Here is a 26,440-nt window from a genome sequence, read left to right as displayed (position 1 = left end):
CCCCTCTGCGTGGCTCAGTCGCCGCGGTACAGCTGGCGCTTGTCGATGTAGCGGACCACGCCGTCCGGCACCAAGTACCAGACCGGATCCCCCTGCGCGACCCTCTCACGGCAGTCCGTGGACGAGATCGCGAGCGCGGGAACCTCCACGAGCGAGACCCCGCCCTCCGGCAGCCCGGGGTCCGCGAGCACATGCCCCGGTCGGGTCACACCGATGAAGTGGGCGAGCGAGAACAGTTCGTCGGCGTCCCGCCAGGTGAGGATCTGGGAGAGCGCGTCGGCGCCGGTGATGAAGAAGAGGTCCGCGTCGCCGTGGATCGCGCGCAGGTCCCGCAGCGTATCGATCGTGTACGTCGGCCCGCTGCGGTCGACGTCGCTCCGGCTGACCGAGAACTGCGGGTTGGACGCCGTCGCGATGACCGTCATCAGATAGCGGTCCTCGGCCGGGGAGACGTGCTTGTGGCTCTTCTGCCACGGCTGCCCGGTCGGAACGAAGATCACCTCGTCGAGGTGGAACTGGGCGGCCACTTCGCTGGCCGCCACCAAGTGTCCATGATGAATCGGGTCGAACGTCCCGCCCATCACGCCGATTCGGCGCTTTCCCCGGCCGGTAGGCATTTCCTGCTCTCCCATGCGTGCAGAGCCTACTGGCACAGCTGTACGCCTTTGCCTCAGCGGTCGCGGTTGAAGCGGGTGGTGATCCACAGCAGGAGCAGCAGCACGACGAACGCACCACCCCCGGTCATGTACGGGCTGAGGCTTTCGTGGTTGCCACCGTGCTCGCCCTCGGCGGCGAGAGTGACCAGCTGGTGCGCGGTGCTCGTGAGGCTCATCTTCGGCAGGACCTATCGATCGGGAGTCGGAAGGGAGATGTCGCGCACATCGTATGCGGGCGCCCCGGGCACGCTCACGCCGACTCAGTCGTTGGGGTCGTCGTTGCGGTATCCGCGGAGCAGGAACCAGGCGAGCAGGCCGGCTCCGACGAGCGAGGCGAGCAGCACGATACGGAGCGTGTTGCCGGGCCCCTGGTCCTCGGATGCGGCGGCGAGCAGAGCAACGGTGTGCGGCATGTCGGGCGTCTCCTCAGTTATCCACAGCCCCCCGCACACCGTAGCCCCAGCACCTACGCTGGGATTTGTCAGGGGGGCGAGCGACGTCTCGTACGAACAGGGGGCCCAATTCATGACCGAACGCAGCCACGAGAGCCACGAGGGCGTGCCGAGCCGCCAGCGCAGGCGATTCGCCGGAATCTCGTCCCGGGCCTACGAACACCCGGCGGACCGCTCGGCCCTGGTGGCCCTGCGCAAGCTGAGCGGTTTCGACACCGTGTTCAAGACATTGAGTGGTCTGCTGCCGGAGCGCAGCCTGCGACTGCTCTTCCTCTCCGACTCCGTCCGTGTGAGCGACGCGCAGTTCGTCCATCTCAACGACATGTTGCGAGACGCCTGTTACATCCTGGACCTGGAGAAGGTCCCGCCGATGTATGTCAACCAGGACCCGCAGCCCAATGCCATGTGCATCGGTCTCGACGAGCCGATCATCGTGGTGACGACGGGGCTGGTGGAGCTGCTCGACGAGGAGGAGATGCGGGCCGTCATCGGCCACGAGGTGGGGCACGCCCTCTCCGGCCACGCCGTGTACCGCACGATCCTGCTGTTCCTCACCAGTATCGCGCTGAAGGTCGCCTGGATCCCGCTCGGCAATGTCGCAATCATGGCGATCGTGACGGCGCTGCGCGAGTGGTTCCGCAAGTCGGAGCTGTCGGCCGACCGGGCGGGGCTGCTCGTCGGCCAGGACCTGCAGGCGTCGATGCGCGGTCTGATGAAGATCGCGGGCGGCAATCATCTGCACGAGATGAATGTGGACGCCTTCCTCGCCCAGGCCGACGAGTACGAGAAGGGCGGCGATCTGCGCGACTCCGTGCTCAAGATCCTCAATCTGCTGCCCCGCTCGCACCCCTTCACCACGGTGCGCGCCGCCGAGCTGAAGAAGTGGTCCGAGAGCCGCGATCACCAGCGGATCATGGACGGTCACTACCCGCGGCGCGACGAGGACAAGGACACCTCGGTGACGGACTCCTTCCGCCAGTCCGCGGCCCACTACGCGGACTCTGTGCGGACCAGCAAGGATCCGCTGATGAAGCTGGTCGGCGACATAGCGGGCGGCGCCGGGGACCTCGGCGGCAAGCTCCGCGACAGATTCACCGGTCAGGGCGGCGGTGCCACCGGCAAGGGCGGCGCTACGGGCGGCTCGGCGCGGCCGGAGGAGCCCCGGAACCCTGATCGGCCCGAGCCGGGGTCTGCGGAGAGCTGACCGCCAGCGTCCCGCAGACCGCTGCCGTGGGCCGGCCCGTCGCATACGGGTCGGTGCCCGCGGGGCCGTGGGCAAGGGGCCGCTGCCCGGCGAGCAGTGGCCGCAGCGCACCGGTGGTGTCCGTCGGGCACGCCTGCGGTCCGGCCTGTACGTAGCTGGTGCGCAGCTCCAGCCGGTGCAGCCGCAGGTCCTCCCGGTCGAAGCGGAAGTGCAGCTCGCGCCGTACGGTGAAGAGCGAGGCACCGCCCGCGCGTTGGGGCCCCGAGGTGGCCGGGCGGAGCGTGTAGGTGAAGGTGTGATCGGACACCACCTCCAGGGTGTCCGACCCCGTCTCGGTGTAGCTCAGGGTGCCCCGGACCCGTATGTCCGGACCGGCCAGCGCCACTTTCGCCGGGTCGAACCGGACCAGCCAGCCGGTCGCGGCGTGCTGTCCGTCGTCGTCGGGTCGGCTCATGCTGCGGTTGAACTGGGCCGTCTGGTCCGGGTCGAGCAGCAGCTCCACCGGTCGCACGGCGTGTCCCGTGAGGACGTCGGGGTCGAGCGAGGACGCCACCAGGTAGTCCTTGACCGTGGTCAGGGCCGCCGCCACCTCACTGTCCGAGAAGTGGTCCGTCCCCCGGATCGCCGGCAGATTGATGCCTGCGGCACCCATTGCGAACTGTGCGGCGGGGCTCCGCGCGAGGAGGCCGGCGGCGGTTCCACCGGGTACGGCGTCCCGGGGGGCCAAGGGCACGACGGTCGACCTCAGAGGCTCGGCCCTTCGGCCGACGGGTGCGGTGTAGGGGTTTCGGAAGCCCATGTACACGGCCGTTCCGAAGGCCAGAGCGATGAGGAGCACCAGGGCGATGACGGCCCTGGAGCCCGCTCGCAGGCTCCGGGGCGGAAGACTGCGCACGGCGGGGGCATGGTCCTCCATGCGCTCCTCGGCGGAGAGCTCCTTCAGGCGGGCAGCACGCACGAACGACTCGTCGAAGACGAGCGACCTGTACTCGTCCTCACCGCCGCCCGGCGCGTTCTCGGGCGGACCTTCTGGTGGTTCTCCGCGGTCTGCCATGACTTCTCCCGACTCCACGTCACCGGCCGGGGCCGAAACGCTTCGCTCTGCTTCGGCCGAACGGCTTCGGACAGGGCCCGCCCGCCATGAACTCGCATGACGTCGTACGACTACGCATACGGACGAGTGAGAAGCCCCCTCGGAGAGAGGGGTCACACCTTCAGGGTAGGTCGATTGGGACCTGGGTAAACGCCGGGCGGCAAGAGAACCGTCCGAGAGTTGCCCCGGAGCCCGGGGAACCGCCCCGCGGACGGTCTCCGGGCAGTCCCCGAACGGTCGTGGGCCCCGGGGGCCGTCGCGGGATGCCGGGAGCGCGTGCGCGACGGGCGCACGGGAGACGCGGCGTGCGCCGGATCGCCGCCGCGGGGGACGCGGCCTCGGACAGAACCTCCGCCGACGGGACCCGCGGCCTCAGCCCGTGCGGGGGACCGCCGAGACCGTGGGTCGGAGATGTCCGACCGAGGTCGACGGGATGGCGCTGGGGACGGGCCCCGGGGCGCTGTCCACACCCGTGGTGGCGGGCGGCGGGGCAGGGTCCTGACGGCTGCTGCCCGAGGTGTTGCGGTAGACGGCGCTGAAGGCCAGCGCGACCATTCCGATGCCCATCAGCACGGCGAGCAGCCAGGCCACCGGCCGGTGCCAGCGCGCCGCGCCCCGGTAGGGGCGCAGAGCACCGCCGTGGCGCCCGTAGGGGCCGCTGCCGTACGCGTCGTCGTCAGGGTCCAGCGGGTCGTCGTAGGCGCTCCCGCGGCCGTACAGGCCGCCCGGCCCGTCGTGGAGTTCGTCGTCCAGCGGGCCGCCGCCCGCCCGCGCACGGGACGCCTCTGCCTCGGCACGCGCCTGCGCCGCCGCCAGCAGCCGCTCCACCGCGGTGGGTTCATGGAACTCGGCGGCCCGTACGAAGTCCTCGTCGAACACCACGGAGGCGAAGTCCTCGTCCGCGCCCCCGCGGTCGTCGTCGGGCTCCCAGCCGTCCGGGAACGGCCTGCCCCCCACGTCGTCCGGCACGGCTCCAGACTAGCCCCGCCCGGTCGTTCTGGGCAGGGAGCTCGCAACATTCACCGCACCCGGACCGTCACCGCACGTGGCCGTCGCCCGTGACGATGTACTTCGTCGAGGTCAGCTCCGGCAGCCCCATCGGGCCCCTGGCGTGCAGCTTCTGCGTGGAGATACCGATCTCGGCGCCGAAGCCGAACTGACCGCCGTCGGTGAAGCGGGTGGAAGCGTTCACGGCCACCGTGGTGGAGTCCACCAACTGGGTGAAGCGGCGGGCCGCGGCCTGGGAGGTGGTCACGATCGCCTCGGTGTGCCCGGAGGACCAGAGCCGGATGTGCGCGACAGCCGCGTCCAGCGACTCGACGACGGCCGCGGCGATGTCGTACGAGAGGTACTCGGTCTCCCAGTCCTCCGGCGTGGCCGCCACCACGGTGGCCTTGGACCCCTCGGCGTGTTCGAGCACCCGCTCGTCGCCGTGCACGGTCACCCCGGCCTCGGCCAGCGCGTCCAGGGCGCGGGGCAGGAACTGCGCGGCGACGTCCTTGTGGACCAGGAGCGTCTCGGCCGCGTTGCAGACGCTCGGGCGCTGCGCCTTGGAATTGATCAGAATGTCGACGGCCATGTCGAGATCGGTCTGCGCGTCCACGTACACATGACAGTTGCCGGTGCCCGTCTCGATGACCGGAACGGTTGATTCCTCGACCACCGTGCGGATCAGCGAGGCGCCGCCGCGCGGGATGAGGACGTCGACGAGGCCACGGGCCCGCATCAGTTCCCGCACCGAATCGCGGCTCTCGCCCGGCACCAGCTGCACCGCGTCGGCGGGGAGACCGGATCCCCCGACCGCGTCGCGCAACACCCGGACCAGTGCGACGTTGGAGGCGTAGGCCGAGGACGAGCCGCGCAGCAGGACGGCGTTGCCCGACTTCAGGCAGAGGGCCGCGGCGTCGACCGTCACGTTGGGCCGGGCCTCGTAGATGATCCCGACGACGCCGAGCGGCACCCGGACCTGCCGCAGGTCGATGCCGTTGGGCAGGGTCGAGCCGCGGACGATCTCGCCGACCGGGTCGGGCAGCGCCGCCACGTCCCGGACGTCGGCGGCGATGGCCCGGATCCGCTCCGGGGTGAGGGTGAGCCGGTCGACGATCGACTCGCTGGTCCCGGCCTCGCGGGCGCGGGCGACGTCCTCGGCGTTGGCCGCGACGATCTCGTCCGTCCGCACCTCCAGCGCGTCCGCGATCGCCAGCAGCGCGTCGTCCTTCGCCGCGCGCGGCAGCGGCGCGATGTCGGCGGCGGCGGAGCGTGCCCGGTAGGCGGCCTGGGCGACCGGGGACATGTTGTCGTACGGCGAGAGCGTGGTCATGCCCGCAGAGTAGTGCGCACACTGCGGGCATCCGTCACGTATCCCGTGATGCGAGACAACTGTCCGGGCCTGTCCCCCCAGGACCGTCTCCGTGCTCAGTACGGGTGGACGCCGACCGGGGTCGCCGGGGGCGGCCCGTATCCCTCGGCGACGCGTTGGTGGTACGTCTCGCGGTCGATGACCTCCAGGCCGACGATCTCCCAGGGCGGAAGCCCGGCGGTGGAGCGGTGCTCCCCCCACAGCCGCAGCGCGACGGCCGCCGCGTCGTGCAGATCGCGCGCCTCCTCCCAGTAGCGGATCTCCGCGCGGTCGTCGGCGTACCGGCTGGTCAGCAGGAAGGGGTGGTCATGCGCGAGTTGTTCGAGACCGCGTCTGACCTCCTTCAGCGGGATCGCGGCGCCCGAGACACTGAGCGTGACGTGCCAGAGTCTCGACGGGGTACGTCGCTCCCCCGCCGTCGTCGGCTCCGGTCCGGTGGTCCGGTCGTCCCTGCGGTCCATGGACCGGCTCCCGTCGAAGCCGGCACCTGCTCCGACGCTGGTCAGGGCCCGGCCACCCGTTCCTCGGGGTGGCGCCCCCGGGCGCGCTCGTCTCACCGGCGGCCTCCTGTGAATGCGTTCACTGTGCTGTACCCCGCTGTGTCCCCGTTACAAAGTTGACCAGTCCTCGGCCGAGAATGGGGCGGTTTTGGTGAAGGTCTCCGTCCTGAGGCTGGACTTTCAGCCGTTTCAGGGGGTCTGTCAGGGGTGCAGGAGGACGAGATCGTCCCTGTGTACGACCTCGCGCTCATATGCCGGACCGAGTTCCCGCGCCAGATCACGGGTGGAGCGGCCGAGCAGCTGCGGGATCTCCTTGGCGTCGAAGTTGACCAGTCCGCGGGCCACGGGGCGGCCTTCGAGATCGCGCAGTTCCACCGGGTCGCCCGCGGTGAACTCGCCCTCGACCGCCGCGATTCCGGCGGGCAGCAGCGAGCTGTGCCGCTCGACGACCGCTTGGACGGCCCCGTCGTCCAGGGTCAGCGAGCCCTGCGGGGTGGAGGCGTGGGCGAGCCAGAGCAGCCGGTCCGCCGAGCGGCGTCCGGTGCGGTGGAAGTACGTACCGGTGTCGCGGCCGGCCAGGGCGTCGGCGGCCCGGCTCGCCGAGGTGAGGACGACCGGGACTCCGGCGGCCGTGGCGATCCGGGCGGCCTCGACCTTGGTCACCATGCCGCCGGTGCCGACGCCCGCCTTCCCGGCGCTGCCGATGGTGACGCCCGCGAGGTCCTCGGGACCGGCCACCTCGGCGACCCGCGACGTGCCCGGCCTGCTGGGGTCGCCGTCGTACAGGCCGTCCACGTCCGAGAGGAGGACCAGCAGATCGGCGCGGACCAGATGGGCGACCAACGCGGCGAGCCGGTCGTTGTCGCCGAACCGGATCTCGTCCGTGGCAACGGTGTCGTTCTCGTTGACGATCGGCAGCGCACCCATGTCCAGCAGCTGGTCGAGCGTGCGGCAGGCGTTGCGGTAGTGGGCGCGGCGGCTGGTGTCGTTGCTGGTGAGCAGCACCTGGCCGACGCGTACGCCGTAACGTGCGAAGGAGGCGGTGTAACGGGCGACGAGCAGTCCCTGGCCGACGCTGGCCGCGGCCTGCTGTCTGGCCAGGTCCTTGGGCCGGCGGTGCAGGCCGAGCGGGGCGAGTCCGGCCGCGATGGCGCCGCTGGAGACGAGCACGATCTCGCGCTCCCCACCGCTGCGCACCTTGGCCAGTACGTCCACGAGCGCGTCGACGCGGTCCGCGTCGAGGCCGCCCGACGCGGTCGTGAGGGATGAGGATCCGACCTTGACCACGACCCTGCGGGCCTCTGTGACGCCCTGCCTTGCCCCTGACACGTACATCCCCAATGATTCGGCCTCGCCCAGCCCTCGCAATCTACGCGAGCGGAGGAAGGTGCGCCCGTGCGTTTCGCCCTCTGGACCGAGGCCTCCCGACCCGAGCCCCGGAGCCCGCGCCACCCGGCCGAAGCCCGGGAACCCGCACCTCCGGACCCGAGCCCCCGCGGCCGGACCTCCGGGCCGGAGCCCTGGGATCCGGGCCTCCCCGGCCACCGGATCCCGGCAGCACGGCCAAGCCACCGGAATCACATATTCCGAAAGTAGCGCTTCCGGATCCGGGTGCCCGCCCCCTCCATTCAGCGATCGAACGTAAATATCGAATAAATCTTCAGAGCCTTGGACGGCATCCGCGCACTGTCGGGAGAATCACTGTGCGCGCGGCCGTGCAACCATCCGGGCGTCCCGGTCATCTAATAGCCGATAGGGTGCACGGCGGGCGACTTCCTCTGCCCATTCTCAGCAGCGCAGGCCCTCGCACCCGCCGCCAGTCAGAGGGACCTCTACCAGACATGGGACAGCAGCGATGCCAGTCAAAGTAAGTGTCGTCATTCCTGTATACAACCCGGGCAAGTACATCGACCCCTGCATCGACTCACTTCTGAAGCAGACCCTCCCTGCAGGGGATTTCGAAGTTCTCTTCGTCAACGATGGCTCGACGGACGACACTCGTGAACGGCTTGAGAAGCTGGCCGTGGAGCACCCGCATTTCCGTGTCATCACCATCCCGAATTCCGGCTGGCCCGGAAAGCCCCGCAACATCGGTGTGGCCGAGGCGAAGGGTGAGTACGTCCAGTTCGTCGACCAGGACGACTACCTCGCCTCCGGCGCCCTGCAGCGTCTGTACGACATGGGCCACCGCAACGGGTCGGACATCGTCATCGGCAAGGTGGCCAGCAACTTCCGCGGGGTGCCGCACGGCGTCTTCAAGACGGACCGCGAGAAGTGCACCCTGCACGACGCGCCCCTGTACGACAGCCTCACCCCGCACAAGATGTTCCGTACGGAGTTCCTCCGCGAGAACGGCATCGCCTACCCCGAGGGCAAGCGCCGGCTCGAGGACCAGCTCTACATGATGCAGGCGTACTTCCCCGCCAAGGTCGTCTCGATCCTCGGCAGCTACACCTGCTACTACTACTCCCGGCGGGACGACGGCCAGAACGCCGGCTCCGCGAAGATCGTCCCGTCCGGCTACTACGGCAACCTCCGTGAGGTCCTCGACGTCGTCGTGGACAACACCGAGCCCGGCGAGTTCCGGGACAGGCTGCTGCGCCGCTTCTACCGCGTCGAGATGCTCGGCCGCCTCAGCGAGCCCGCGGTCCTCAAGTACGAGCCGGACTACCTCGACGAGATGTGCGACGCCGTCCAGGGCCTGGCCGCGGACTTCATGGACGACGGTGTGCACAACGGACTCGGCCCGGTGCTCCGGCTGCGCTCCACGCTGCTGCGCGACAACGACCGCCAGGGCCTCGTCCGGATCTCCCAGTTCGCCGCGTCCGTCAAGGCCGCGGCCCGCCTGGAGGACTTCGCCTGGCAGCCGAACGGCAGGATCACCCTCACCATCAGCGGCCGACTGGTCCACGGCGACGACCAGGCCCCGCTGACCCTGCTGCGCCGCGACGGGCGCTACTTCCTGCACCCCGACATCACCGAGGGCCTGCTGCCCGACGATGAGCTCCTGGACGTCACCGACGACATGGACGGGTTCTCCGCCGAACTGGCGATGCGCAACCGCGAGACGGCCGTGGAGTGGTCCTGCCCCGCGACCTTCACGGCCCGGGTCGAGGAGCTCGGCGACGACGTCTGCGAGGTCGTCCTGCACGGCAGCGGCCAGATCTCCTCGGAGGCGGTCAAGGGGCGCGGCCGCGTATCGCGCGGCTTCTGGGACGTGTGGGTGCCGCTGCGCGGCCTCGGCCTGGTCCGCAAGGCCCGGCTCGGTGCCGACCGGGCGCCGGAGGTGGACGCGGCCTGCGTGCCGGCCTCGCTGGGCTCCCCGGCCCGCGCGGTGATCCCGTACTTCACCGACCCGCACGGCAACCTCACCCTCGATGTCGCCCGGCGCAGCAAGAAGCTGGCCGACCATCTCGAAGGCCGTCCGGTCCGGCGGACCCCCGGTGGCCGCACCGAACTCCGGCTGGACCTCTTCACGACCCCCGCCACCGAGCCCTTCACGACCACGCTCGTGCTGAGCCCGGCGGACGGGGCGGACGGGGCCTCGCACCAGCTGCGCACCGTGCTGCGCCCCACCGAGGGCCGGGCCCATCTCACCGTGCCCGACCGAGCGCCCGGCGTCCGGCCCGGCACCTGGAAGCTCTCGGTGCGGCTGGACGGCGACAAGAACCCCCCGTTTCACCTCTGTGACGTCACCGTCGGCAAGAACGGCCGGATCGGCATCGCCTCCGAGCTGCCCGCGGTCGAACCCGCGATCATGCTCGGGATCACCACCAAGCGCAGGAAGGCCAGGCTCCGCCGGGCACTGCGTGCCGTCGGCGGTCCGATCGTGCGCAGGCTGCCGGCCAAGGGCCGCAAGCGGGCGCGTCGCCTCGCCGCCCGGTTCACCGGCTGAACCGTCCGTGTACCGCCGTACGCTTCCCATCGGCGGACACCGGCACGCGCCGGCACCCATCAGCAGACATCGGCCGAGAACCTCGGCCACGAGCAACAGAACAAGGACGTGATCGCATGCGGCAGCTCTCCATCGCAGGGGCCTGGGTGCACGAGCCCAAGGTCTTCCCGGACAGCCGCGGCAGCTTCCACGAGTGGTTCAAGGCGTCGGAGCTCGACGAGGCGGCCGGACACACGCTGCGGCTCGCGCAGGCCAACTGCTCCGTCTCCAGCCGGGGAACACTGCGCGGTGTCCACTTCGCCGATGTGCCGCCGAGCCAGGCGAAGTACGTCAAGTGCGTACGCGGCGCGGTGCTCGACGTCATCGTGGACATCCGGGTCGGCTCCCCCACGTACAAGCAGTGGGAGGCGGTCCGCCTCGACGACGTGGACCATCACGCCGTCTATCTCTCCGAAGGGCTCGGCCACGCCTTCATGGCCCTGACGGACGACGCGACGGTCGTCTATCTCTGCTCCGAGGGCTACGCCCCCGGTCGCGAGCACGGCATCGATCCGCTCGACCCCGAGCTCGGCATCGAGTGGCCGCAGGGGATCACTCCGCTCCTGTCCGAGAAGGACGCCGCGGCCCCCTCGCTGGCCGAGGCCGAGGCGCAGGGCCTGCTGCCGTCCTACGAGGACTGCCAGGCCTACTACGCCGAGCTGCGCGCCCGCGGCTGAGCCCGGACAGCCCGAAGCCCCCGTGGTTCCGTACGGATCACGGGGGCTTCGGGCTGTCCGGGCGGGTCAGCCCGTCACGGCCTCGATGCGTCCGCGCAGCGGTGCGAACGCCGAACGGGGACGGCGCAGATTGCGTGCGCGTGCCAGGGCCGGCCAGAAGTCGGCGCCGAGCAGCGCCTCGGGCCGGACGGCGTTCTTGCGCACCAGCACCTCGTCGGGAACGTCCTGCGGATCCGGAACGACATATTCCTCGATGATCTTGTCGTACGCGTTCTTCAGGACGTCGCTCTCCGGGTCGGCGCCGAACACGACGACGACTCCGGTCGGTGCCGTGTCCACCTCGACGACGACCAGATCGGGGCGGAAGCGGCGCAGCACCTGCACCACCTTGTACACGTCACCGGTCCAGTACTTGGTGTGCCGGTCGCGGGCCGCCTCGTCGACATCGCGCGGCAGCATGTCGTCCAGCACGATCACGCTCGACCAGCGGGAGTGCTTCTCGACATTCATGAAGTCGCGCAGGGCGTACTCGAAGAGGTGCATGCCGTCGATGAAGGCGAGTTCCAGCTTCGGGTCGCCGCCGAGCACATTGAGCGGATCGCGACGGGCCAGGGCGCGGAACGGGTTGCGGCCGTTGCGCAGGTGCAGCAGCGGGTCCTTGCGGGCGAAGAAGTCGTCGCTCGTCGCCTTGACCAGGTGAACGTCGCAACTGATGTCCGTCACCACTTTGAAGGCGGGGTCGACGGCGACGGAGGGCACTCGCGAGAGGGCCAGGCTCCTGCCGTCGTTGACCCCGATCTCCAAATAGTTGCGAGGACGGTAGACACGGTGCAAATGACGCAGAAAGTCATGGCGGTTCACGTGGAGCAGCCCTTCGGAGAAAACCAACTGGTCTGGTCCCCGGCGAAGTTACCGCATGACCGCACTGTGATGTAAGCGTTTCCCCGTATGTAAACCTCCGCTGTTCACTTCTTTGGAATTCGATTGGATTCGACCCTCAATACGATCATTCGACCATCATGATCGCTGTGCGGCCCTGAGGGCCGGAAATGCCTCCTCCAGCGCCGCCCGCCAGTCCCGGATCGGTTCGATCCCGGCCGTCGCCCAGCGGTCGTGTCCCAGCACGCTGAACGCGGGCCGGGGGGCCGGCCGCACGAAGGCCTCGCTGTTCGTGGGGCGGACGCGCTCCGGGTCGGCGCCGAGCAGCCGGAAGATCTCCCGGGTGAAACCGAACCAGGTCGTCTCGCCGCCGCTGGTGCCGTGGTAGACGCCCGCGGGGGCACTGCCCGCGAGGGCGGCCCGGCCGAGCCGGACCAGCCGGTCGGCCAGATCGACGGTCCAGGTGGGCTGTCCGCGCTGGTCGTCCACCACGTCGAGGGTGTCCTTGACACCCTCCAGCTTGATCATCGTACGGACGAAGTTGCCTCCGCCCGCGCCGTACAGCCAGGCGGTACGGACCACGTAACCGGTGTCCGGAAGGGTGTCCAGCACGGCCCGTTCCCCGGCCAGTTTGGTGCGGCCGTAGGCGCTGCGCGGTCCGGTGGGGTCGTCCTCGGCGTACGGCTTCTCGCCGTCCCCGGCGAAGACGTAGTCGGTGGAGACCTGGAGGAGGACGGCCCCGTGTTCGCGGCAGGCCGCGGCGAGGACCTCGGGCCCCGTGCCGTTGACCCGCAGCGCGGCGTCCTCCTGGGACTCCGCGTCGTCGACGGCGGTCCAGGCGGCGCAGTTCACCACGACGGCGGGACGGTGCTTCTCGAAACCGGCGCGCACCGACCCGGGGTCCGCGATGTCCATGGCCGCCCGGTCCGCGGCGATCGCGGTGACGTCCTCACCGGCGAGCCGCGCCAGGACGTCCCGGCCCAGCATCCCGGCGGCTCCGGTGACGAGCCAGACGGCGCTCACAGCGCGGCCCGGTCCTTCAGCGGCTCCCACCAGGAGCGGTTGTCGCGGTACCACTGCACGGTCTCGGCGAGGCCGGTGCGGAAGTCCTTGCGGGGCTCGTAGCCGAGCTCCTCGCGGATCTTGGTGCAGTCGACCGAGTAGCGGCGGTCGTGACCCTTGCGGTCCTCGACGTAGGTGACGCTGGTGTCCCAGTCGGCGCCGCAGGCGTCCAGCAGCAGGCGGGTGAGCTCCTTGTTGGACAGCTCGGTGCCGCCGCCGATGTTGTACACCTCGCCCGCCCGGCCCTTCGTGCGGACCAGCTCGATGCCCTGGACGTGGTCGTCGATGTGGAGCCAGTCACGGACGTTGGCGCCGTCGCCGTACAGCGGGACCGTCTTGCCGTCCAGCAGGTTGGTGACGAAGAGCGGGATGACCTTCTCGGGGAAGTGGTGGTGCCCGTAGTTGTTGGAGCAGCGGGTCACCCGCACGTCGAGGCCGTGGGTGCGGTGGTACGACAGCGCGATCAGGTCGCTGGACGCCTTGGCCGCGGAGTACGGCGAGTTGGGCGCGAGCGGATCGGTCTCGGGCCAGGAGCCCTCGTCGATGGAGCCGTAGACCTCGTCGGTGGAGATGTGCACGAAGGTCCTGATGCCGGCCAGGTGCGCGGCGTGGATCAGGGTGTGGGTGCCCACGACGTTCGTACGGACGAACTCGGCGCCGCCGTCGATGGAGCGGTCCACATGGGACTCGGCGGCGAAGTGCACCACCTGGTCGTGTTCGGCCATCAGCTTGGAGACCAGCTCGGGGTCGCAGATGTCGCCCTGCACGAACCTGAAGCCGGGGTGGTCGCGCACCTCGTCGAGGTTGGCCGGGTTGCCCGCGTAGGTGAGCTTGTCGAGAACGGTGACGGCGATGTCGCCGGGGCCCTCGGGGCCGAGCACCGTACGGACGTAGTGCGAGCCGATGAAGCCGGCGCCGCCGGTCACCAGGATGTTGGTGGTCATGAAGAGATCTGCACCTTGCTGTGGTCGCCGAGCACGAGTCGGTGGGCGGACGGGGAACGGGGCGCGGGGGTCACTTCGACGTCACGGCCGATGAGCGAGGCCTCCACGCGGCGGACGCCGGCGATGGAGGCGCCCCGCAGGACGATGGAGTACTCGATCTCGCTGTCCTCGATCCGGCAGTCCTCGGAGACCGAGGTGAACGGACCGACGTACGCGCCGCTGATCACCGACCGGGCGCCGATGATCGCCGGCCCGACGATGCGGCTGCCGCTGACCTTGGCCCCCGCCTCGATGCGGACCCGGCCGATGATCTCGCTCTCCTCGTCGACCTCGGCCTCCTCGTGGGACGGCTCGATGGTCTCCAGGACGGTCCGGTTGACCTCCAGCATGTCGGTGACGTTGCCGGTGTCCTTCCAGTAACCGCGGATCGTGGTGGAACGGACGTCGCGCTTCTGGTCGATCAGCCACTGGATGGCGTGCGTGATCTCCAGCTCGCCGCGCCAGGAGGGCTCGATCGAGCGGACGGCCTCGTGGACAGCGGGAGTGAAGAGGTAGACGCCGACGAGCGCCAGATCGCTCTTGGGCTCCTTCGGCTTCTCCTCCAGGGCCGCGACCCGGCCGTCGGCGTCGAGTTCCGCGACCCCGAAGGAGGTCGGGTTCGGCACCTGGGTCAGCAGGATCTGCGCATCGGGCCTGTCCGTGCGGAACTCCTCCACCAGCCCGGTGATCCCGCCGACGATGAAGTTGTCACCGAGGTACATGACGAAGTCGTCGTCCCCCAGGAAGTCACGGGCGATCAGCACCGCGTGGGCAAGGCCGAGCGGCTCGTCCTGCGGGATGTACGTGACCTCGATACCGAGCCGGGATCCGTCGCCGACCGCCTCGCGGATCTCCTGGGCGGTGTCGCCCACGATGATGCCGACCTCCGTGATGCCCGCTTCGGCGATGGCTTCCAGGCCGTAGAACAGCACGGGCTTGTTCGCCACGGGCACCAGTTGCTTGGCCGAGGTGTGGGTGATGGGACGCAGGCGGGTGCCGGCCCCTCCGGACAGTACGAGAGCCTTCACGTGACCAGTCCTCATGGTGAGATGTCGGTCCTGTCGCGGGAGCGCGACGTCCGGACGAATTTTACTGAGTTTCTCGGTTTGCTCTTCGGTGAATCACTCGTGCGGGCCCGGCGTGGGTACCCGCACGGTGCGGGAGTGTCGGCTATCCCATGCTCAGCCGCGCCTTCCAGCGGCGTACGTCCCGGCGCATCCTGCGCGCCACACGCCTGGACAGGGAGGCCCTGCGGGCCGCGACCTGCGGCCGCTCGATGCGCTTGCCGTCGTGCCAGTCGGGCACGGTGACCTCGTAGGTGGAGTCGGCCAGACCGGCCGACCTCTCACGGAAGTGCGGGTACGCGAGGTAGAGCTTGTCGCCGGAGCGCGAGGCGACCACATCCGGGACCTTCTTCGCCCGGAGGTACCGCAGTACGTCGACCAGCAGGTCCATGCGGCCCCGTGCCACGCAGGCGAGCCGCAGCCGCTCGCCCACCTTGATCAACCGGGCCACTCCGTCGTCCCAATAGGCGTCCATCAGCGGAGCCGCGAGTTCCATCTTGTGCCGCCGGACTTCCTCGGAATTCTTCAGCACGCCCGGTCCGAACTGTTGCAGCATACCGACCGTGAAAGGCCGGACCATGAGGAAGTCGCGCTTCGGCCCCGCCGGCTCGAGCCGGTGAATGAGCGCCATCATGGCGCGCATCGACTCGAAACGCCATTCATAGGTGCCGCTCTTCGTGACGTGCTTCCCGTCGTCGCGGCCCACCAGGTAATAGCAGACGTAGTTGGATATCACGGAGACTCCCGCACCGCGCAGATACGCCTCCATGGTGAAGAGGGCGTCCTCGCCGGTCCTGAGATTCTCGTCGAACCTCAAGGAGAGACGCTCCAGTAAATCCCGCCGAAAGAGCTTCTGTGCACTCAGCGTGTATATGACCTTGGAGTTGTAGACGTCGACGCGCGTCCTGGTGGCCCCCCACATCGACTGCGGCGCGCCCCTGTTCACGCCGACCACCTTGCCCAGCACCACATCGGTGCCCGCGCGGTCGGCCATGGCCACCATCCGCTCCAGTGCCTCTTCGCCGAAGTAGTCGTCCGCGTCGAGGAAGAACACATAACGTCCGCGCGCCAGGCCGAGGCCCACATTGCGCGGTCCGCTGGGGCCGCCGGAGTTCTTCTGTCTGATCACTCGGGTCGGGACCCTGGACCGGGCTGCGAACTCCTCCAGATACTCGCCTGTGCCGTCGGTGGAACCGTCGTCGACTGCGACAATTTCGATCCGCTCGGCGCCTATGGTCTGCGCCTCCACGGATTCGAGACAGCGAATGAGGTAGGGCATCGCCTCATACGCACCGACAACCACAGTCACATCAGGAATTTGCGTCTCGTTCACACAAACACAAGACAGGTTGACCGCCGCATTGGTTGTCTACTGCCCTGCATTCAAATGGTGACGCTCATCACAAAGGCCCGGCACAACCTTTTGCGAGGTGTGCCGGGCCTTATTCGATCATGTAATGCGGATGGCGGACGCTCAGCCGCCGACGGGCTCGCCCAGGCTCTTCGCCACCCCGGCGTTCCGCGCCTCCGACTTGGCCGCGAGCGCCTTCACAGCGGCGTCGAACTGCATGAGCGACGTGGGCTCGTCCGGGCCGAGGAGGTACCGCTTGAGCTCGCGCCGGTCCTCGGCGAGGGTGTCCGCACCGGGGTCCTTCACCGCGGCGAGCAGGGTGTCCAGCTCGACCGCCGAGTTGGAGAGGATCACTGCGGCGCGCACCGCGGTGTTCTGCCGTCGGAACTCCTCCACGCCCAGCTCCGCCGAGTCCGTGACCGCGTACGGCTTGCCGCTCGCGATGAAGTCCGACACCACGCTGGAGATGTCCGAGACCATGGCGTCCGACTCGTTGAAGCAGTCGTACAGCCGCATCTGGGCACCAGTGATGACCCGGTGCTCCCACCAGCCCTGAGCACGCCAGGACGCGGCGTTCCACTCGTCCTTGAGCCGTGCGGTCTCGGCCTCGCGCGCCGGGTCGGCCAGCGAGTCCCGGGACAGCTCCGCCTCGTCCCGGGCGATGCGACCGCCGCTGGAGAGCTCGGCCAGCCGCGCCTCGATACGGGCCATCTCGGCCCGTGCCTCGGCCTGCTCGCCCCGCAGAGCGGACGATTCCGCCGCCCAGCGGGGGTCGGTGGCGCGCTCGGCGGCGGCCCGCTCGATCATCTCGGTGATGCGCAGGTGCACGGCCTTGGCCTTGGCGCTGCGGGTGCCGGTGAAGGGGTGCGGCTTGTAGAGCAGGCGGATCGGCTGTGCGGAGTCCAGCAGCCGCTTGACGATGTTCTCGCCGGCCAGCAGCAGCGAGGTGTTGCCCGGGTTGTCGTCCCAGCCCTCCCAGGTGGGGGCATACAGCACGGTCGGAATCGGGTTCCCCGGCGCACCGGACCACGGCTGGATGGCGGCCAGCTGCGGGCGGCCCACCTCGACGATGTCCTCGTCGCGCACGCCGACGTCGGCCAGGGCGTAACGGTCGCGGCCGGCCCGGCCCGCGGTCCAGACCTCGTCGTAGGCCTTGCTGTACGGGTTGACGCTGGCGAGCTTGTCGCTGTCGCCGTGGCCGATGAAGACGTGCTTCATCGTCGGCACCCGGAGCAGATGGATGTTCTTGCCGACGTTGGCCGCGTAGAGCGCGACGCGTACCGACGAGAGGTCCAGGTTCATGAGGTGCACACCACCGGGCACGCAGAGCACGGGCACCGATGTGCCGGCAAGCTGCGGGACGATGTTGCGCTCACGCAGACAGATCAGCGGCCGTCCGCCGAGCCGGGCCATCGTCTCCAGCCACATGTTGACCTGGTAGGCCGAGTCCTTGGAGCCGGAGAAGTACAGCATCACGGTCGGCCGGTACTCGGCGAGCCAGTCGCCCACCGCGTTGAGGACCTTGGTCTCCGGCGGTACGAGTCGGCTCGGCCGGACGTACGGCAGGAGCGCCGCCAGATAGCCGACCGCGAGGACGAGCGTGAGACCCAGGCCTGCATAGGCGATGACGTACTTGCCGGTCTCGACCGCGAGCAGCACCCCCACCATCGAGAAGATGTCCAGGTGCAGCATCTTCTCCGCGGGCCTGCTCATCAGGATCTGCGGCGGCGCGTCCCCTATCCGCACCGACCTGAGGTCGATGTTGCGGGTGACGACCGGAAGCTTGCGACGCAGCCGGATGAGGGTGACCATCGCGCTCTGCGGCGCCTGGAGTCCGTAGAAGGCCAGCAGGCAGGCGACCGTCACGTAGAAGAGCGTCTGCTCGCCGTATCCCATGCGGGAGAGCAGCAGGATGAGCAGCAGCTGACGGACGAGGAAGCGGATCGACAGTCCGGCGCGGACTGCGGCGAGCCGGTTGATCAGATAGCTGCCGCAGTGGTGCAGATATCGGTCCGCCAGATAGGTGACCGCGGTCGCCGCGGCGAAGAACCAGAGATTGGGGATTATCGCCGCGAGCATGACGCACGGGAACCCCACAGCCACCAGGAGAGCGGCGGCCAGTTCCGAACCACTGCCCACCCGAGCCAAGCGCATGGCTTTCGAAATCACGAAGTACCGCTTCCGAGGGTGCCGACTGATTACCTTGCGAGGGAAATGTGAAGCCAGAGCTTCACGAATTCGGACCCCTGCAGTTCGCACATGGCGAACTGCAGGGGTCCGAATAGTCGATTACCAAGAAGTATTACACATCGGCCTGTCGGTCCAGGACAGCGGCCAGCGCCTGCTCGAAGCCCGACGCCTCGGAGGCGCCGCGGGTCGGGTCCTGCTGCCGTACGTCGATGACATGGCCGGTCATCTCGGAGAGCAGGACGTCGAGGGAGGTCCTGGCGACCGCCTCGGAGGAGAGCAGCGTGCCCGCGGGCTCGTCGCCGAACGCCTTGGTGCGCATCGGGGTGGCGGTGCGCTCCGGGTTCACGCAGTTCACCCGCACTCCGTCGCCCGCCCACTCGTCCGAGAGCGCCTGGGTGAGGTTCACCATGGCGGCCTTGGTGGACGAGTAGAGGCTGTACTCCGCGCGGCCCCGGGTGTAGCTGCTGGAGGTGTAGAGGAGCAGCTGGCCCTTGGTCTCGGCGAGGTACTTGTAGGAAGCACGGGCGATCTGCACGGGTGCCAGGTAGTTGACGTTCAGCGCTTCCTGGATGGTCGTGTTGTCCGTCTCGGCCAGCTTGCCGATGCGGAGCACGCCCGCGGTGTTGATCACGTAGTCGATGCGGCCGGTGTCCGCGTACGCCTTGGAGAGCGCGTCGTCGACGTGCTCCGGGTTCTCCACGTGGGTACCGGTGGTGGAGCGGCCCAGGGCGTAGACGGTGGCGCCGTAGGACTCGGCGAGCGTCGCGATGTCCGCACCGATGCCGTACGAGCCGCCGAAGACGACGAGGGTCTTGCCCGTCAGCAGCTCGCGGTAGGCGGCGTCGTCCGTCGGCTGCGGGACGGCCGTGGACGCCAGCTGGAAGAGCTTGTCCGCGATGAAGACGTCGACCGGCTGAGTGACCTTCATGTTGTACTCGTCGCCCGCGACGACGTAGATCGGCACGTCGGGGAGGTACTTCAGGACGACCGAGCAGTCGTCGGTGGCCTGGAAGTTCGGGTCGCCCGCGGCGACCTCGTAGGCCCGGCGGATCGTGGAGAGCTTGAAGGCCTGCGGCGTCTGGCCCCGGCGCAGCCGGGAACGGTCGGGCACGTCGGTGATGAACTCGCCGTCGCCGCCGTGGGTGCGGGTCACGATGATCGTGTCCGCGGAGGGGATGGCGACGTCGACCGCCTGGTAGCGGTCGAGGGCGTCGACGCAGTCCTTGATGACCCGCTGCGAGAGCAGGGGGCGCACGGCGTCGTGGAACAGGACGTTGCGGTCCTCCCCCTCGGCCAGGCCCTCACCGAGGGCCGCGATGGCGCGCTCGGTGGTCTCGTTACGGGTGGAGCCGCCCTCGATCACCTTGGTGACCTTGGTGAGTCCGGCCTTCGCGACGATCTTCTCCACGTCGGGCACATAGCCCGGAGCCATCAGCACGATGACGTCGTCGATGGAGTCGGCCTGCTGGAAGATCGACAGCGTGTGCTCGATGACAGCCTTGCCTGCGATCTTCAGCAGCTGCTTGGGGATGGACAGTCCCACGCGCTGGCCGGTACCGCCGGCGAGCACGACTGCTGTGGTTCGGGCTTTGGCTATGTGCTGAGCAGACACAGACGACCTACCTTGCGAGGGCTGGGAGATACAGCGATGGTTGCACTCTCCGTTACCGTCTCGCAAGGTGGACGTCGGCCGCCGCATGCCCTGTCGAAACCTTGTGGTGCCTTGCGATCAGGGCGAATACCCGAATTGATCCGTCCCGACCGGGTGACCGACACCACACGGTTGAGCGGCATGAATCACCCTTGAGCGGGTTCGGATCCCCCGTTTGCGCGACGCGGAGGGCATGCCGCACCGTCGGACGGGCCGGTGGAGCAGGCCCGTCCGACGGGGTCGACCACGGCGGACGGCCCGGAGAGCAACTGCCGCGACGGAACGGTCCGGTGCCGCGCCCGGGGGCACCAGTGCCGCGGAAGGCAATGTTTGCCCGTGAAGGAGCGGTGTCCGGTGCGTGCTCCCGACGTGCCGGACAGAAGCCCTCGTACTGGACGTACTTGGGCTTCCGGCCGGTGCGGCGAGAGTGCGTGCCGGGCGTCGTGACAGGGCGAACGTTGCCTGTTGCGGCACTAGAACGGATTGAAGTCGTCGAACTCGCGCTGCGCCTCGTCGCGTTCGGCCTCACGGTCGCGGCGGCGCTGCGCCGCCGGGCGCGGCGCTTCGAGACGGTGGTCCTCGCCGCGTCGCCCGAGCATCTCCGCGCCCGCCGCCAAGGTGGGCTCCCAGTCGAAGACGACCGCGTTGTCCTCGGCACCGATGGCCACACCGTCGCCCGCACGGGCACCGGTCTTCATCAACTCGTCCTCGACACCGAGACGGTTGAGCCGGTCCGCCAGGTAGCCGACGGCCTCGTCGTTGTTGAAGTCGGTCTGCCTGACCCAGCGTTCCGGCTTCTCGCCGCGCACCCGGTAGAGGCCGTCCTCCTCCTTGGTGACGGTGAAGCCCGCGTCGTCGACGGCCTTGGGGCGGATCACGATACGGGTCGCCACTTCCACGGGCTTGGCCGCACGCGCCTCGGCGACGACCCCCGCGAGCGCGAAGGAGAGCTCCTTCAGTCCGGTACGGGCGACCGCGGACACCTCGAAGACCTGATAGCCGCGCGCCTCCAGGTCCGGGCGGATCATGTCGGACAGGTCCTGGCCGTCCGGGATGTCGATCTTGTTGAGGACGACGATGCGGGGCCGGTCCTCCAGTCCGCCGTACTGCTTCAGCTCCTCCTCGATCATGTCGAGGTCGGAGACGGGGTCGCGGTCGGACTCCAGCGTCGCGGTGTCCAGCACGTGCACGAGCACCGAGCAGCGCTCCACGTGCCGCAGGAACTCCAGACCGAGACCGCGGCCCTGGCTGGCGCCGGGGATCAGGCCCGGGACGTCGGCGATGGTGTAGACGGTGCTGCCCGCGGTGACCACGCCGAGATTCGGGACGAGGGTCGTGAAGGGGTAGTCGGCGATCTTCGGCCTGGCCGCGGACAGGACGGAGATCAGTGAGGACTTCCCGGCGCTCGGGTAACCCACCAGGGCGACGTCGGCGACGGTCTTGAGCTCCAGGACGATGTCCCGGGCCTCGCCGGGCTCGCCGAGCAGCGCGAAGCCGGGGGCCTTGCGCCGGGCGGAGGCGAGCGCGGCGTTGCCGAGGCCGCCGCGGCCGCCCTGGCCGGCGACGAACGTGGTGCCCTGGCCGACCAGGTCGGCCAGCACGTTGCCGTTCCGGTCGAGCACGACCGTGCCGTCGGGCACCGGCAGGACGAGATCCTGGCCGTCCTTGCCGGAACGGTTGTCGCCCGCGCCGGGCTGGCCGTTGGTGGCCTTGCGGTGGGGGTGGTGGTGGTAGTCGAGGAGCGTGGTGATGTCCTGGTCGACGACCAGGGTCACATCGCCGCCGCGGCCGCCGTTGCCGCCGTCCGGACCGCCGAGCGGTTTGAACTTCTCACGGTGTACGGAGGCGCAGCCGTGGCCTCCGTTACCCGCGGCGACATGCAGCTCGACGCGGTCCACGAAGGTGGTCATGGTGGGAACCTCCAGTTACATACATGCAGAAATGTCTCACTCGCGCTGTCCCGCATAGGAGAAAGCCGTCTCTCATGGGAGAAACACGCGAAAGGCGGACCCGCTTCCCGTACAGGAAGTGAGGTCCGCCTCCGCAGAAACCGCTCGACGAGCGCCGAAAATCAGCCGGCGATCGGAACGATGTTCACGACCTTGCGGCCACGGTGCGTGCCGAACTCGACCGCACCGGCGGCGAGTGCGAACAGCGTGTCGTCGCCGCCACGGCCGACGCCCGTGCCCGGGTGGAAGTGGGTGCCGCGCTGGCGGACCAGGATCTCACCGGCGTTGACGGCCTGACCGCCGAAGCGCTTCACGCCGAGCCGCTGAGCATTGGAATCGCGCCCGTTCCGGGTGGACGATGCGCCCTTCTTGTGTGCCATGTCTCCTCAGTCCCTTACTTCGCAGCCGCGGGGATACCGGTGACCTTGATCGCCGTGTACTGCTGGCGGTGACCCTGGCGACGGCGGTAGCCGGTCTTGTTCTTGTAGCGAAGGATGTCGATCTTCGCGCCCTTGTGGTGGTCCACGACCTCGGCCTGGACCTTGATCCCGGCCAGCACCCACGGGTCGCTGGTCACGGCGTCGCCGTCGACCACGAGCAGGGTCGAGAGCTCGACCGTGTCGCCAACCTGGGCAGTGGAAATCTTGTCAACCTCAACGATGTCACCGACAGCAACCTTGTGCTGGCGGCCACCGCTGCGCACGATGGCGTACACGCGGATCTCTCTCTCGCTCGGAACGGAGCCCCTGATGCCAGCCGCTCACGCGGGCCGGGGCCCGAGGTGATCCGAATGGACGAGCGGCCTCTCACCGATGACGGGAGGGGGTTGCTCAGGGACAGGCGCATACGGAAACACGCCGATGGGCAAGGTTACGGGCCACCGACCGGAGGGTCAAACCGGGCCCCGTCTCCCACCCCGCGTTCTCCGGCTCGTTCCTTCCCGGGTCCATGGGCTCACCCCTGTCCGGCCGCGGACGGCCCGCCGACGCCGCTGACGGCCTCCTGACCGGCGTCAGCGGGGCAGGGACGCCGCAGGGCTCCTCGGGCGCCCGCAGGGCCGTGCACCGGGCCGTTGGGCCGGTCGGGCCGGTTCGGGCCGACGGACGGGTCCTGAGCAGTCACCGGGGTCACGCACGACGGCCGGTGGGCCGCACCCCTTGTCGAGGTGCGGCCCACCGGCCGTCGTGTCATGTCGTACGGCTGCGGAGAAGGTCCCTCCGCAGCCGTACCTCGCTGCCGCCTACGCCTCGGTACCGGCCGAGACGGCGGCCTGCGCCGGCTTCTCCGCGGCGACCGTCTTCTTCGCCGCCGCCTTCTTGGCCGTCGTCTTCTTCGCGACGGTCTTCTTGGCAGCCGTCTTCTTGGCAACCGTCTTCTTGGTGGCTGCCTTCTTGGCGGTGGCCTTCTTGGCCGTCTTGCGGGCCGCCTTCTTGGCCGGGGCCTCCACCTTCGAAGCTTCCGGGGCTTCGCCGGCTTCGACGGTCCCGGCCGGCTCGGCCTCGGGCTTCGGCTCGGTGGAGCCGGTCACCACGACGACCTCCGCACCGTCCGCACCTGCGGGCGAACCGGCGGGGGCAGTGACCTTGCGGGTCACCCGGCGACGGGCACGCGGCGGGGCGGCCTCGGGGACCACCTCCTCGGGTGCCGCCTCGGGCTGCGGGGCCTCGACGACCGGGGCCGCAGCCGGCACCGGCTCCTCGACCTGCTCGACCGGGGCCGGCGAGCCCGCCGGGGCGGTGGCCTTACGGGTCGCACGACGGCGCGTACGGCCCTGAGGGGCCTCGGCAACCGCCTCGGGCTCCACCACCGGCTCCACGACCGGCTCCGGCTCCACGGCCTCCACCACCGGCTCCGGCTCGACGACCGGGGCGGGAGCCGCGGCCTTCGGGGCACCGGCCGGAGCCGATGCCTTACGGGTCGCACGGCGCCTGCCACGGCCACGCGAAGCGGCTGCCTCGGCCTCGGCCGGGCTGCTGTACAGCTCCTCGTCCGGGACGAACTCCGGCTCGGGCAGCGCCACCGGGGCGGCCACCTCCGCGGCCAACTCGGCCTCGGTCTCGCCCTCCGCGATGTGCGCGTGGTCCAGTTCGACGATCTGCTCGTGCTCGTGCTCGTGGCCCGCACCGCCCCGGCCGCGCTTCTTGGCACGCTTGCCGTTGCCGCCGCCACCGACCGAGGTCGGCTGCTCCATGTGCACGATCACGCCGCGCCCGTTGCAGTGGACACAGGTCTCGGAGAAGGACTCCAGCAGACCCTGGCCCACCCGCTTGCGGGTCATCTGGACCAGGCCCAGCGAGGTGACCTCGGCGACCTGGTGCTTCGTACGGTCGCGTCCCAGGCACTCCAGCAGTCGGCGCAGCACCAGGTCCCGGTTGGACTCCAGCACCATGTCGATGAAGTCGACGACGACGATCCCGCCGAGGTCGCGCAGCCGCAGCTGGCGCACGATCTCCTCGGCCGCCTCCAGGTTGTTCTTGGTGACGGTCTCTTCGAGGTTGCCGCCCTGACCGGTGAACTTGCCGGTGTTGACGTCGACGACGACCATCGCCTCGGTCTTGTCGATCACCAGCGAACCGCCGCTCGGCAGATAGACCTTCCGGTCCAGCGCCTTCATCAGCTGTTCGTCGATCCGGTACGTCGCGAAGATGTCGACCTCTGAGGTCCATCGCGACAGACGGTCCGTCAGGTCGGGCGCCACGTGCGAGACGTAGCCGTGGATGGTCTCCCACGCGCCGTCGCCGCTGACGATGACCTTGGAGAAGTCCTCGTTGAAGATGTCGCGGACGACCCGGACGGTCATGTCCGGCTCGCCGTAGAGCAGCGTCGGCGCGTTGGAGCTGCCGGTGCTCTTGGACTTCTTCTGGATGTCCTCCCACTGCTGCTGCAGCCGCTCGACGTCGCGGCGCAGCTCGTCCTCGCTCGCGCCCTCCGCCGCGGTGCGGACGATGACGCCCGCGTCCTCGGGAACGATCTTCTTGAGGATGGTCTTCAGCCGGGCCCGCTCGGTGTCGGGGAGCTTACGGCTGATACCGGTCATCGAGCCCTCGGGCACATAGACCAGGTAGCGGCCGGGCAGCGAGACCTGGCTGGTCAGGCGGGCGCCCTTGTGGCCGATCGGGTCCTTGGTCACCTGGACGAGGACGGACTGGCCGGACTTGAGCGCGGTCTCGATACGACGCGGCCCGTGGGCCATGCCGAGCGCCTCGAAGTTCACCTCGCCGGCATACAGGACCGCGTTGCGTCCCTTGCCGATGTCGACGAAGGCGGCCTCCATGGACGGCAGTACGTTCTGCACCTTGCCCAGGTAGACGTTGCCAACGTAGCTGGTGGCCTGCTCCTTGTTGACGTAGTGCTCGACGAGCACGTTGTCCTCGAGGACGCCGATCTGGGTGCGCTCGCCGTTCTGGCGGACGACCATGACCCGCTCCACGGCCTCGCGGCGGGCCAGGAACTCGGCCTCGGTGATGATCGGGACTCGGCGGCGACCCTGCTCACGACCCTCGCGGCGGCGCTGCTTCTTCGCCTCCATACGGGTCGAGCCCTTGATCGACTGGACCTCGTCGAAGCCGGTGCCGGGCTCCCGCTCCTCCTTGCGGCGGGGCTCGCGGACCTTGACGACCGTACGCTCCGGGTCGTCCGCGCCGCTCTCGGTGTCGGCCACGACATCACCGCTGCGACGGCGACGGCGGCGACGACGTCGGCTGCTGCTGGATCCCGCGGCGGACGCCTCGTGCTCCTCGTCCTCCTCCTCGGGCTCCTGAGCGCGCTCCTGGTCGTCCTCGGAAAGGTCGGCGGCGGCCTCGTCACCGTGCTGCTCGGCGCCCTCGTCGCCCTCGCTGGTCTCGCCACGACGGCGGCGACGGCCACCCCGACGGCGACGGCGCGAGGGCCGGTCCCCGTACTCGTCCGTCTCCTCGTGCTCGCCCTCGGGCTCGGCCTCGCCCTCGTGCTCGTGCTCGTCCTCGACGTGCTCCTCCACCGCGGGAGCGGCGGCCTGCTCGGGCTCGGCGGCCTCGCCGCGACGACGGCGGCGGCGACGCGAACCCGCCTGCGGCGCGGCCTCGGCGGCCGGGGCCTCGGTCGTGGCGGTCGACTCCTCGACCGTCTCGGGCTCTTCCTCGATCTCCTCGCGACGCGAGGCGGCAGCGGCGGCGGCCGCGGTCTCCGGCGTCTGGAACATCGGCTCGGCGAAGACCGGCGCCTGGAACACGGCCACGGCGGGGCGCGTCGCGCGACGGCTCTTGCGTACGGGCTCCTCGACCTTGCCGGTGAACTCGGGCCGGCCGGCGGCCGCGGTGGCCCGGCGGCGCTGACGACCACGCGGCGCGGTGCCCTCGGCCTCGGTGGGCTCGACGGTCTCGGCGGCGGGCTCGACGGCCTCGATGGCCTCGGCGGTTTCGGCAACCGGTTCCTCGGCCTCGACAACCGTCTCGGCG

Annotated in this window: 22 protein-coding genes; 3 read left to right on the top strand and 19 right to left on the bottom strand. The window is 69.6% G+C overall.

Annotated elements, in window-relative coordinates; genetic code table 11:
- Nucleotides 1–14: 14 nt before the first annotated feature.
- The 3 genes from nadD to ACIQCZ_RS09130 form a co-directional block, all read right to left on the bottom strand.
- Nucleotides 15–632 carry a nicotinate-nucleotide adenylyltransferase gene (gene nadD / locus ACIQCZ_RS09140; RefSeq protein ID WP_351079047.1) on the bottom strand — a complete coding sequence of 206 codons (618 nt, stop codon included), beginning with the start codon at nucleotides 630–632 and terminating at the stop codon, nucleotides 15–17.
- Nucleotides 633–670: 38 nt separating this feature from the next.
- A complete protein-coding gene (locus ACIQCZ_RS09135) occupies nucleotides 671–832 on the bottom strand; it encodes a hypothetical protein (RefSeq protein WP_402280902.1) in 162 nt (53 codons plus the stop codon).
- 84 nt (nucleotides 833–916) lie between these two features.
- A complete protein-coding gene (locus ACIQCZ_RS09130) occupies nucleotides 917–1,069 on the bottom strand; it encodes a hypothetical protein (RefSeq protein WP_402280900.1) in 153 nt (50 codons plus the stop codon).
- A gap of 112 nt (nucleotides 1,070–1,181) precedes the next feature.
- On the opposite strand from ACIQCZ_RS09130, the gene ACIQCZ_RS09125 reads away from it, so the two are divergent.
- Nucleotides 1,182–2,312, top strand: coding sequence for a M48 family metallopeptidase (locus ACIQCZ_RS09125; protein WP_402280898.1), 1,131 nt, complete (start codon nucleotides 1,182–1,184; stop codon nucleotides 2,310–2,312).
- Here ACIQCZ_RS09125 and ACIQCZ_RS09120 read toward each other — a convergent pair.
- The 5 genes from ACIQCZ_RS09120 to proB form a co-directional block, all read right to left on the bottom strand.
- Nucleotides 2,239–3,366, bottom strand: coding sequence for a hypothetical protein (locus ACIQCZ_RS09120; protein ID WP_402280897.1), 1,128 nt, complete (start codon nucleotides 3,364–3,366; stop codon nucleotides 2,239–2,241). The two genes, ACIQCZ_RS09125 and ACIQCZ_RS09120, sit on opposite strands and share 74 nt — an antisense overlap.
- A gap of 411 nt (nucleotides 3,367–3,777) precedes the next feature.
- Entirely contained in the window at nucleotides 3,778–4,374 is a 597-nt protein-coding gene (locus ACIQCZ_RS09115; RefSeq protein ID WP_376281634.1) for a hypothetical protein, read from the bottom strand.
- Nucleotides 4,375–4,441: 67 nt separating this feature from the next.
- Complete coding sequence (locus ACIQCZ_RS09110; RefSeq protein ID WP_402280896.1) at nucleotides 4,442–5,725, bottom strand: glutamate-5-semialdehyde dehydrogenase; 1,284 nt, start codon at nucleotides 5,723–5,725, stop codon at nucleotides 4,442–4,444.
- Between the two features lie 95 nt (nucleotides 5,726–5,820).
- Nucleotides 5,821–6,321 (bottom strand): hypothetical protein, encoded by a 501-nt coding sequence (locus ACIQCZ_RS09105; protein ID WP_402280895.1) that lies wholly within the window; start codon nucleotides 6,319–6,321, stop codon nucleotides 5,821–5,823.
- 144 nt (nucleotides 6,322–6,465) lie between these two features.
- Nucleotides 6,466–7,599 carry a glutamate 5-kinase gene (proB, locus tag ACIQCZ_RS09100; protein ID WP_402280893.1) on the bottom strand — a complete coding sequence of 378 codons (1,134 nt, stop codon included), beginning with the start codon at nucleotides 7,597–7,599 and terminating at the stop codon, nucleotides 6,466–6,468.
- Between the two features lie 520 nt (nucleotides 7,600–8,119).
- Between proB and ACIQCZ_RS09095 the strand changes: the two genes are divergently transcribed.
- Nucleotides 8,120–10,159 (top strand): glycosyltransferase family 2 protein, encoded by a 2,040-nt coding sequence (locus tag ACIQCZ_RS09095; RefSeq protein ID WP_402280891.1) that lies wholly within the window; start codon nucleotides 8,120–8,122, stop codon nucleotides 10,157–10,159.
- Between the two features lie 116 nt (nucleotides 10,160–10,275).
- On the top strand, nucleotides 10,276–10,875 hold the full coding sequence (gene rfbC, locus ACIQCZ_RS09090; protein ID WP_402280890.1) for a dTDP-4-dehydrorhamnose 3,5-epimerase: 600 nt from the start codon (nucleotides 10,276–10,278) through the stop codon (nucleotides 10,873–10,875).
- A gap of 66 nt (nucleotides 10,876–10,941) precedes the next feature.
- Here the strand turns inward: rfbC and ACIQCZ_RS09085 are convergent, their stop codons facing one another.
- The 11 genes from ACIQCZ_RS09085 to ACIQCZ_RS09035 all read right to left on the bottom strand — a co-directional run.
- A complete protein-coding gene (locus ACIQCZ_RS09085) occupies nucleotides 10,942–11,736 on the bottom strand; it encodes a class I SAM-dependent methyltransferase (RefSeq protein WP_402280889.1) in 795 nt (264 codons plus the stop codon).
- Nucleotides 11,737–11,892: 156 nt separating this feature from the next.
- Nucleotides 11,893–12,777 carry a dTDP-4-dehydrorhamnose reductase gene (rfbD, locus tag ACIQCZ_RS09080; protein ID WP_402280887.1) on the bottom strand — a complete coding sequence of 295 codons (885 nt, stop codon included), beginning with the start codon at nucleotides 12,775–12,777 and terminating at the stop codon, nucleotides 11,893–11,895.
- Nucleotides 12,774–13,760 carry a dTDP-glucose 4,6-dehydratase gene (gene rfbB, locus ACIQCZ_RS09075; RefSeq protein ID WP_402280885.1) on the bottom strand — a complete coding sequence of 329 codons (987 nt, stop codon included), beginning with the start codon at nucleotides 13,758–13,760 and terminating at the stop codon, nucleotides 12,774–12,776. The genes rfbD and rfbB overlap by 4 nt, the downstream gene beginning before the upstream one ends.
- Nucleotides 13,757–14,827 carry a glucose-1-phosphate thymidylyltransferase gene (locus tag ACIQCZ_RS09070; RefSeq protein ID WP_351086814.1) on the bottom strand — a complete coding sequence of 357 codons (1,071 nt, stop codon included), beginning with the start codon at nucleotides 14,825–14,827 and terminating at the stop codon, nucleotides 13,757–13,759. Before ACIQCZ_RS09070 ends, rfbB begins: the two co-directional genes overlap by 4 nt.
- A gap of 142 nt (nucleotides 14,828–14,969) precedes the next feature.
- Entirely contained in the window at nucleotides 14,970–16,181 is a 1,212-nt protein-coding gene (locus tag ACIQCZ_RS09065) for a glycosyltransferase family 2 protein (RefSeq protein WP_402281265.1), read from the bottom strand.
- 156 nt (nucleotides 16,182–16,337) lie between these two features.
- Nucleotides 16,338–18,368 carry a hypothetical protein gene (locus ACIQCZ_RS09060; RefSeq protein WP_402280883.1) on the bottom strand — a complete coding sequence of 677 codons (2,031 nt, stop codon included), beginning with the start codon at nucleotides 18,366–18,368 and terminating at the stop codon, nucleotides 16,338–16,340.
- 148 nt (nucleotides 18,369–18,516) lie between these two features.
- Nucleotides 18,517–20,016, bottom strand: a complete 1,500-nt coding sequence (locus ACIQCZ_RS09055) for a D-ribitol-5-phosphate cytidylyltransferase (RefSeq protein WP_376222118.1) — start codon at nucleotides 20,014–20,016, stop codon at nucleotides 18,517–18,519.
- Nucleotides 20,017–20,528: 512 nt separating this feature from the next.
- Nucleotides 20,529–21,965, bottom strand: a complete 1,437-nt coding sequence (gene obgE, locus ACIQCZ_RS09050) for a GTPase ObgE (protein ID WP_402280880.1) — start codon at nucleotides 21,963–21,965, stop codon at nucleotides 20,529–20,531.
- 161 nt (nucleotides 21,966–22,126) lie between these two features.
- A complete protein-coding gene (gene rpmA, locus ACIQCZ_RS09045; RefSeq protein ID WP_018103204.1) occupies nucleotides 22,127–22,384 on the bottom strand; it encodes a 50S ribosomal protein L27 in 258 nt (85 codons plus the stop codon).
- Nucleotides 22,385–22,398: 14 nt separating this feature from the next.
- Nucleotides 22,399–22,719, bottom strand: coding sequence for a 50S ribosomal protein L21 (rplU, locus tag ACIQCZ_RS09040; protein ID WP_030921216.1), 321 nt, complete (start codon nucleotides 22,717–22,719; stop codon nucleotides 22,399–22,401).
- Between the two features lie 525 nt (nucleotides 22,720–23,244).
- A partial coding sequence (locus ACIQCZ_RS09035) for an Rne/Rng family ribonuclease (RefSeq protein WP_402280877.1) occupies nucleotides 23,245–26,440 on the bottom strand: 3,196 nt, incomplete at its 5' end.

Source organism: Streptomyces sp. NPDC093149, from assembly GCF_044754145.1.
In the GTDB taxonomy this organism is placed as follows: domain Bacteria; phylum Actinomycetota; class Actinomycetes; order Streptomycetales; family Streptomycetaceae; genus Streptomyces.
Note: the sequence above shows the minus strand (reverse complement) of the source record. Positions and strands in the feature narration are given on the sequence as shown.

Bases quoted from the DNA above. Each gene is read 5' to 3' on its own strand.
- nadD (WP_351079047.1), bottom strand. From the start codon at position 632: ATGGGAGAGCAGGAAATGCCTACCGGCCGGGGAAAGCGCCGAATCGGC.
- ACIQCZ_RS09135 (WP_402280902.1), bottom strand. From the start codon at position 832: ATGAGCCTCACGAGCACCGCGCACCAGCTGGTCACTCTCGCCGCCGAG.
- ACIQCZ_RS09130 (WP_402280900.1), bottom strand. From the start codon at position 1,069: ATGCCGCACACCGTTGCTCTGCTCGCCGCCGCATCCGAGGACCAGGGG.
- ACIQCZ_RS09125 (WP_402280898.1), top strand. From the start codon at position 1,182: ATGACCGAACGCAGCCACGAGAGCCACGAGGGCGTGCCGAGCCGCCAG.
- ACIQCZ_RS09120 (WP_402280897.1), bottom strand. From the start codon at position 3,366: ATGGCAGACCGCGGAGAACCACCAGAAGGTCCGCCCGAGAACGCGCCG.
- ACIQCZ_RS09110 (WP_402280896.1), bottom strand. From the start codon at position 5,725: ATGACCACGCTCTCGCCGTACGACAACATGTCCCCGGTCGCCCAGGCC.
- proB (WP_402280893.1), bottom strand. From the start codon at position 7,599: ATGTACGTGTCAGGGGCAAGGCAGGGCGTCACAGAGGCCCGCAGGGTC.
- ACIQCZ_RS09095 (WP_402280891.1), top strand. From the start codon at position 8,120: ATGCCAGTCAAAGTAAGTGTCGTCATTCCTGTATACAACCCGGGCAAG.
- rfbC (WP_402280890.1), top strand. From the start codon at position 10,276: ATGCGGCAGCTCTCCATCGCAGGGGCCTGGGTGCACGAGCCCAAGGTC.
- rfbB (WP_402280885.1), bottom strand. From the start codon at position 13,760: ATGACCACCAACATCCTGGTGACCGGCGGCGCCGGCTTCATCGGCTCG.
- ACIQCZ_RS09060 (WP_402280883.1), bottom strand. From the start codon at position 18,368: ATGCGCTTGGCTCGGGTGGGCAGTGGTTCGGAACTGGCCGCCGCTCTC.
- obgE (WP_402280880.1), bottom strand. From the start codon at position 21,965: ATGACCACCTTCGTGGACCGCGTCGAGCTGCATGTCGCCGCGGGTAAC.
- rpmA (WP_018103204.1), bottom strand. From the start codon at position 22,384: ATGGCACACAAGAAGGGCGCATCGTCCACCCGGAACGGGCGCGATTCC.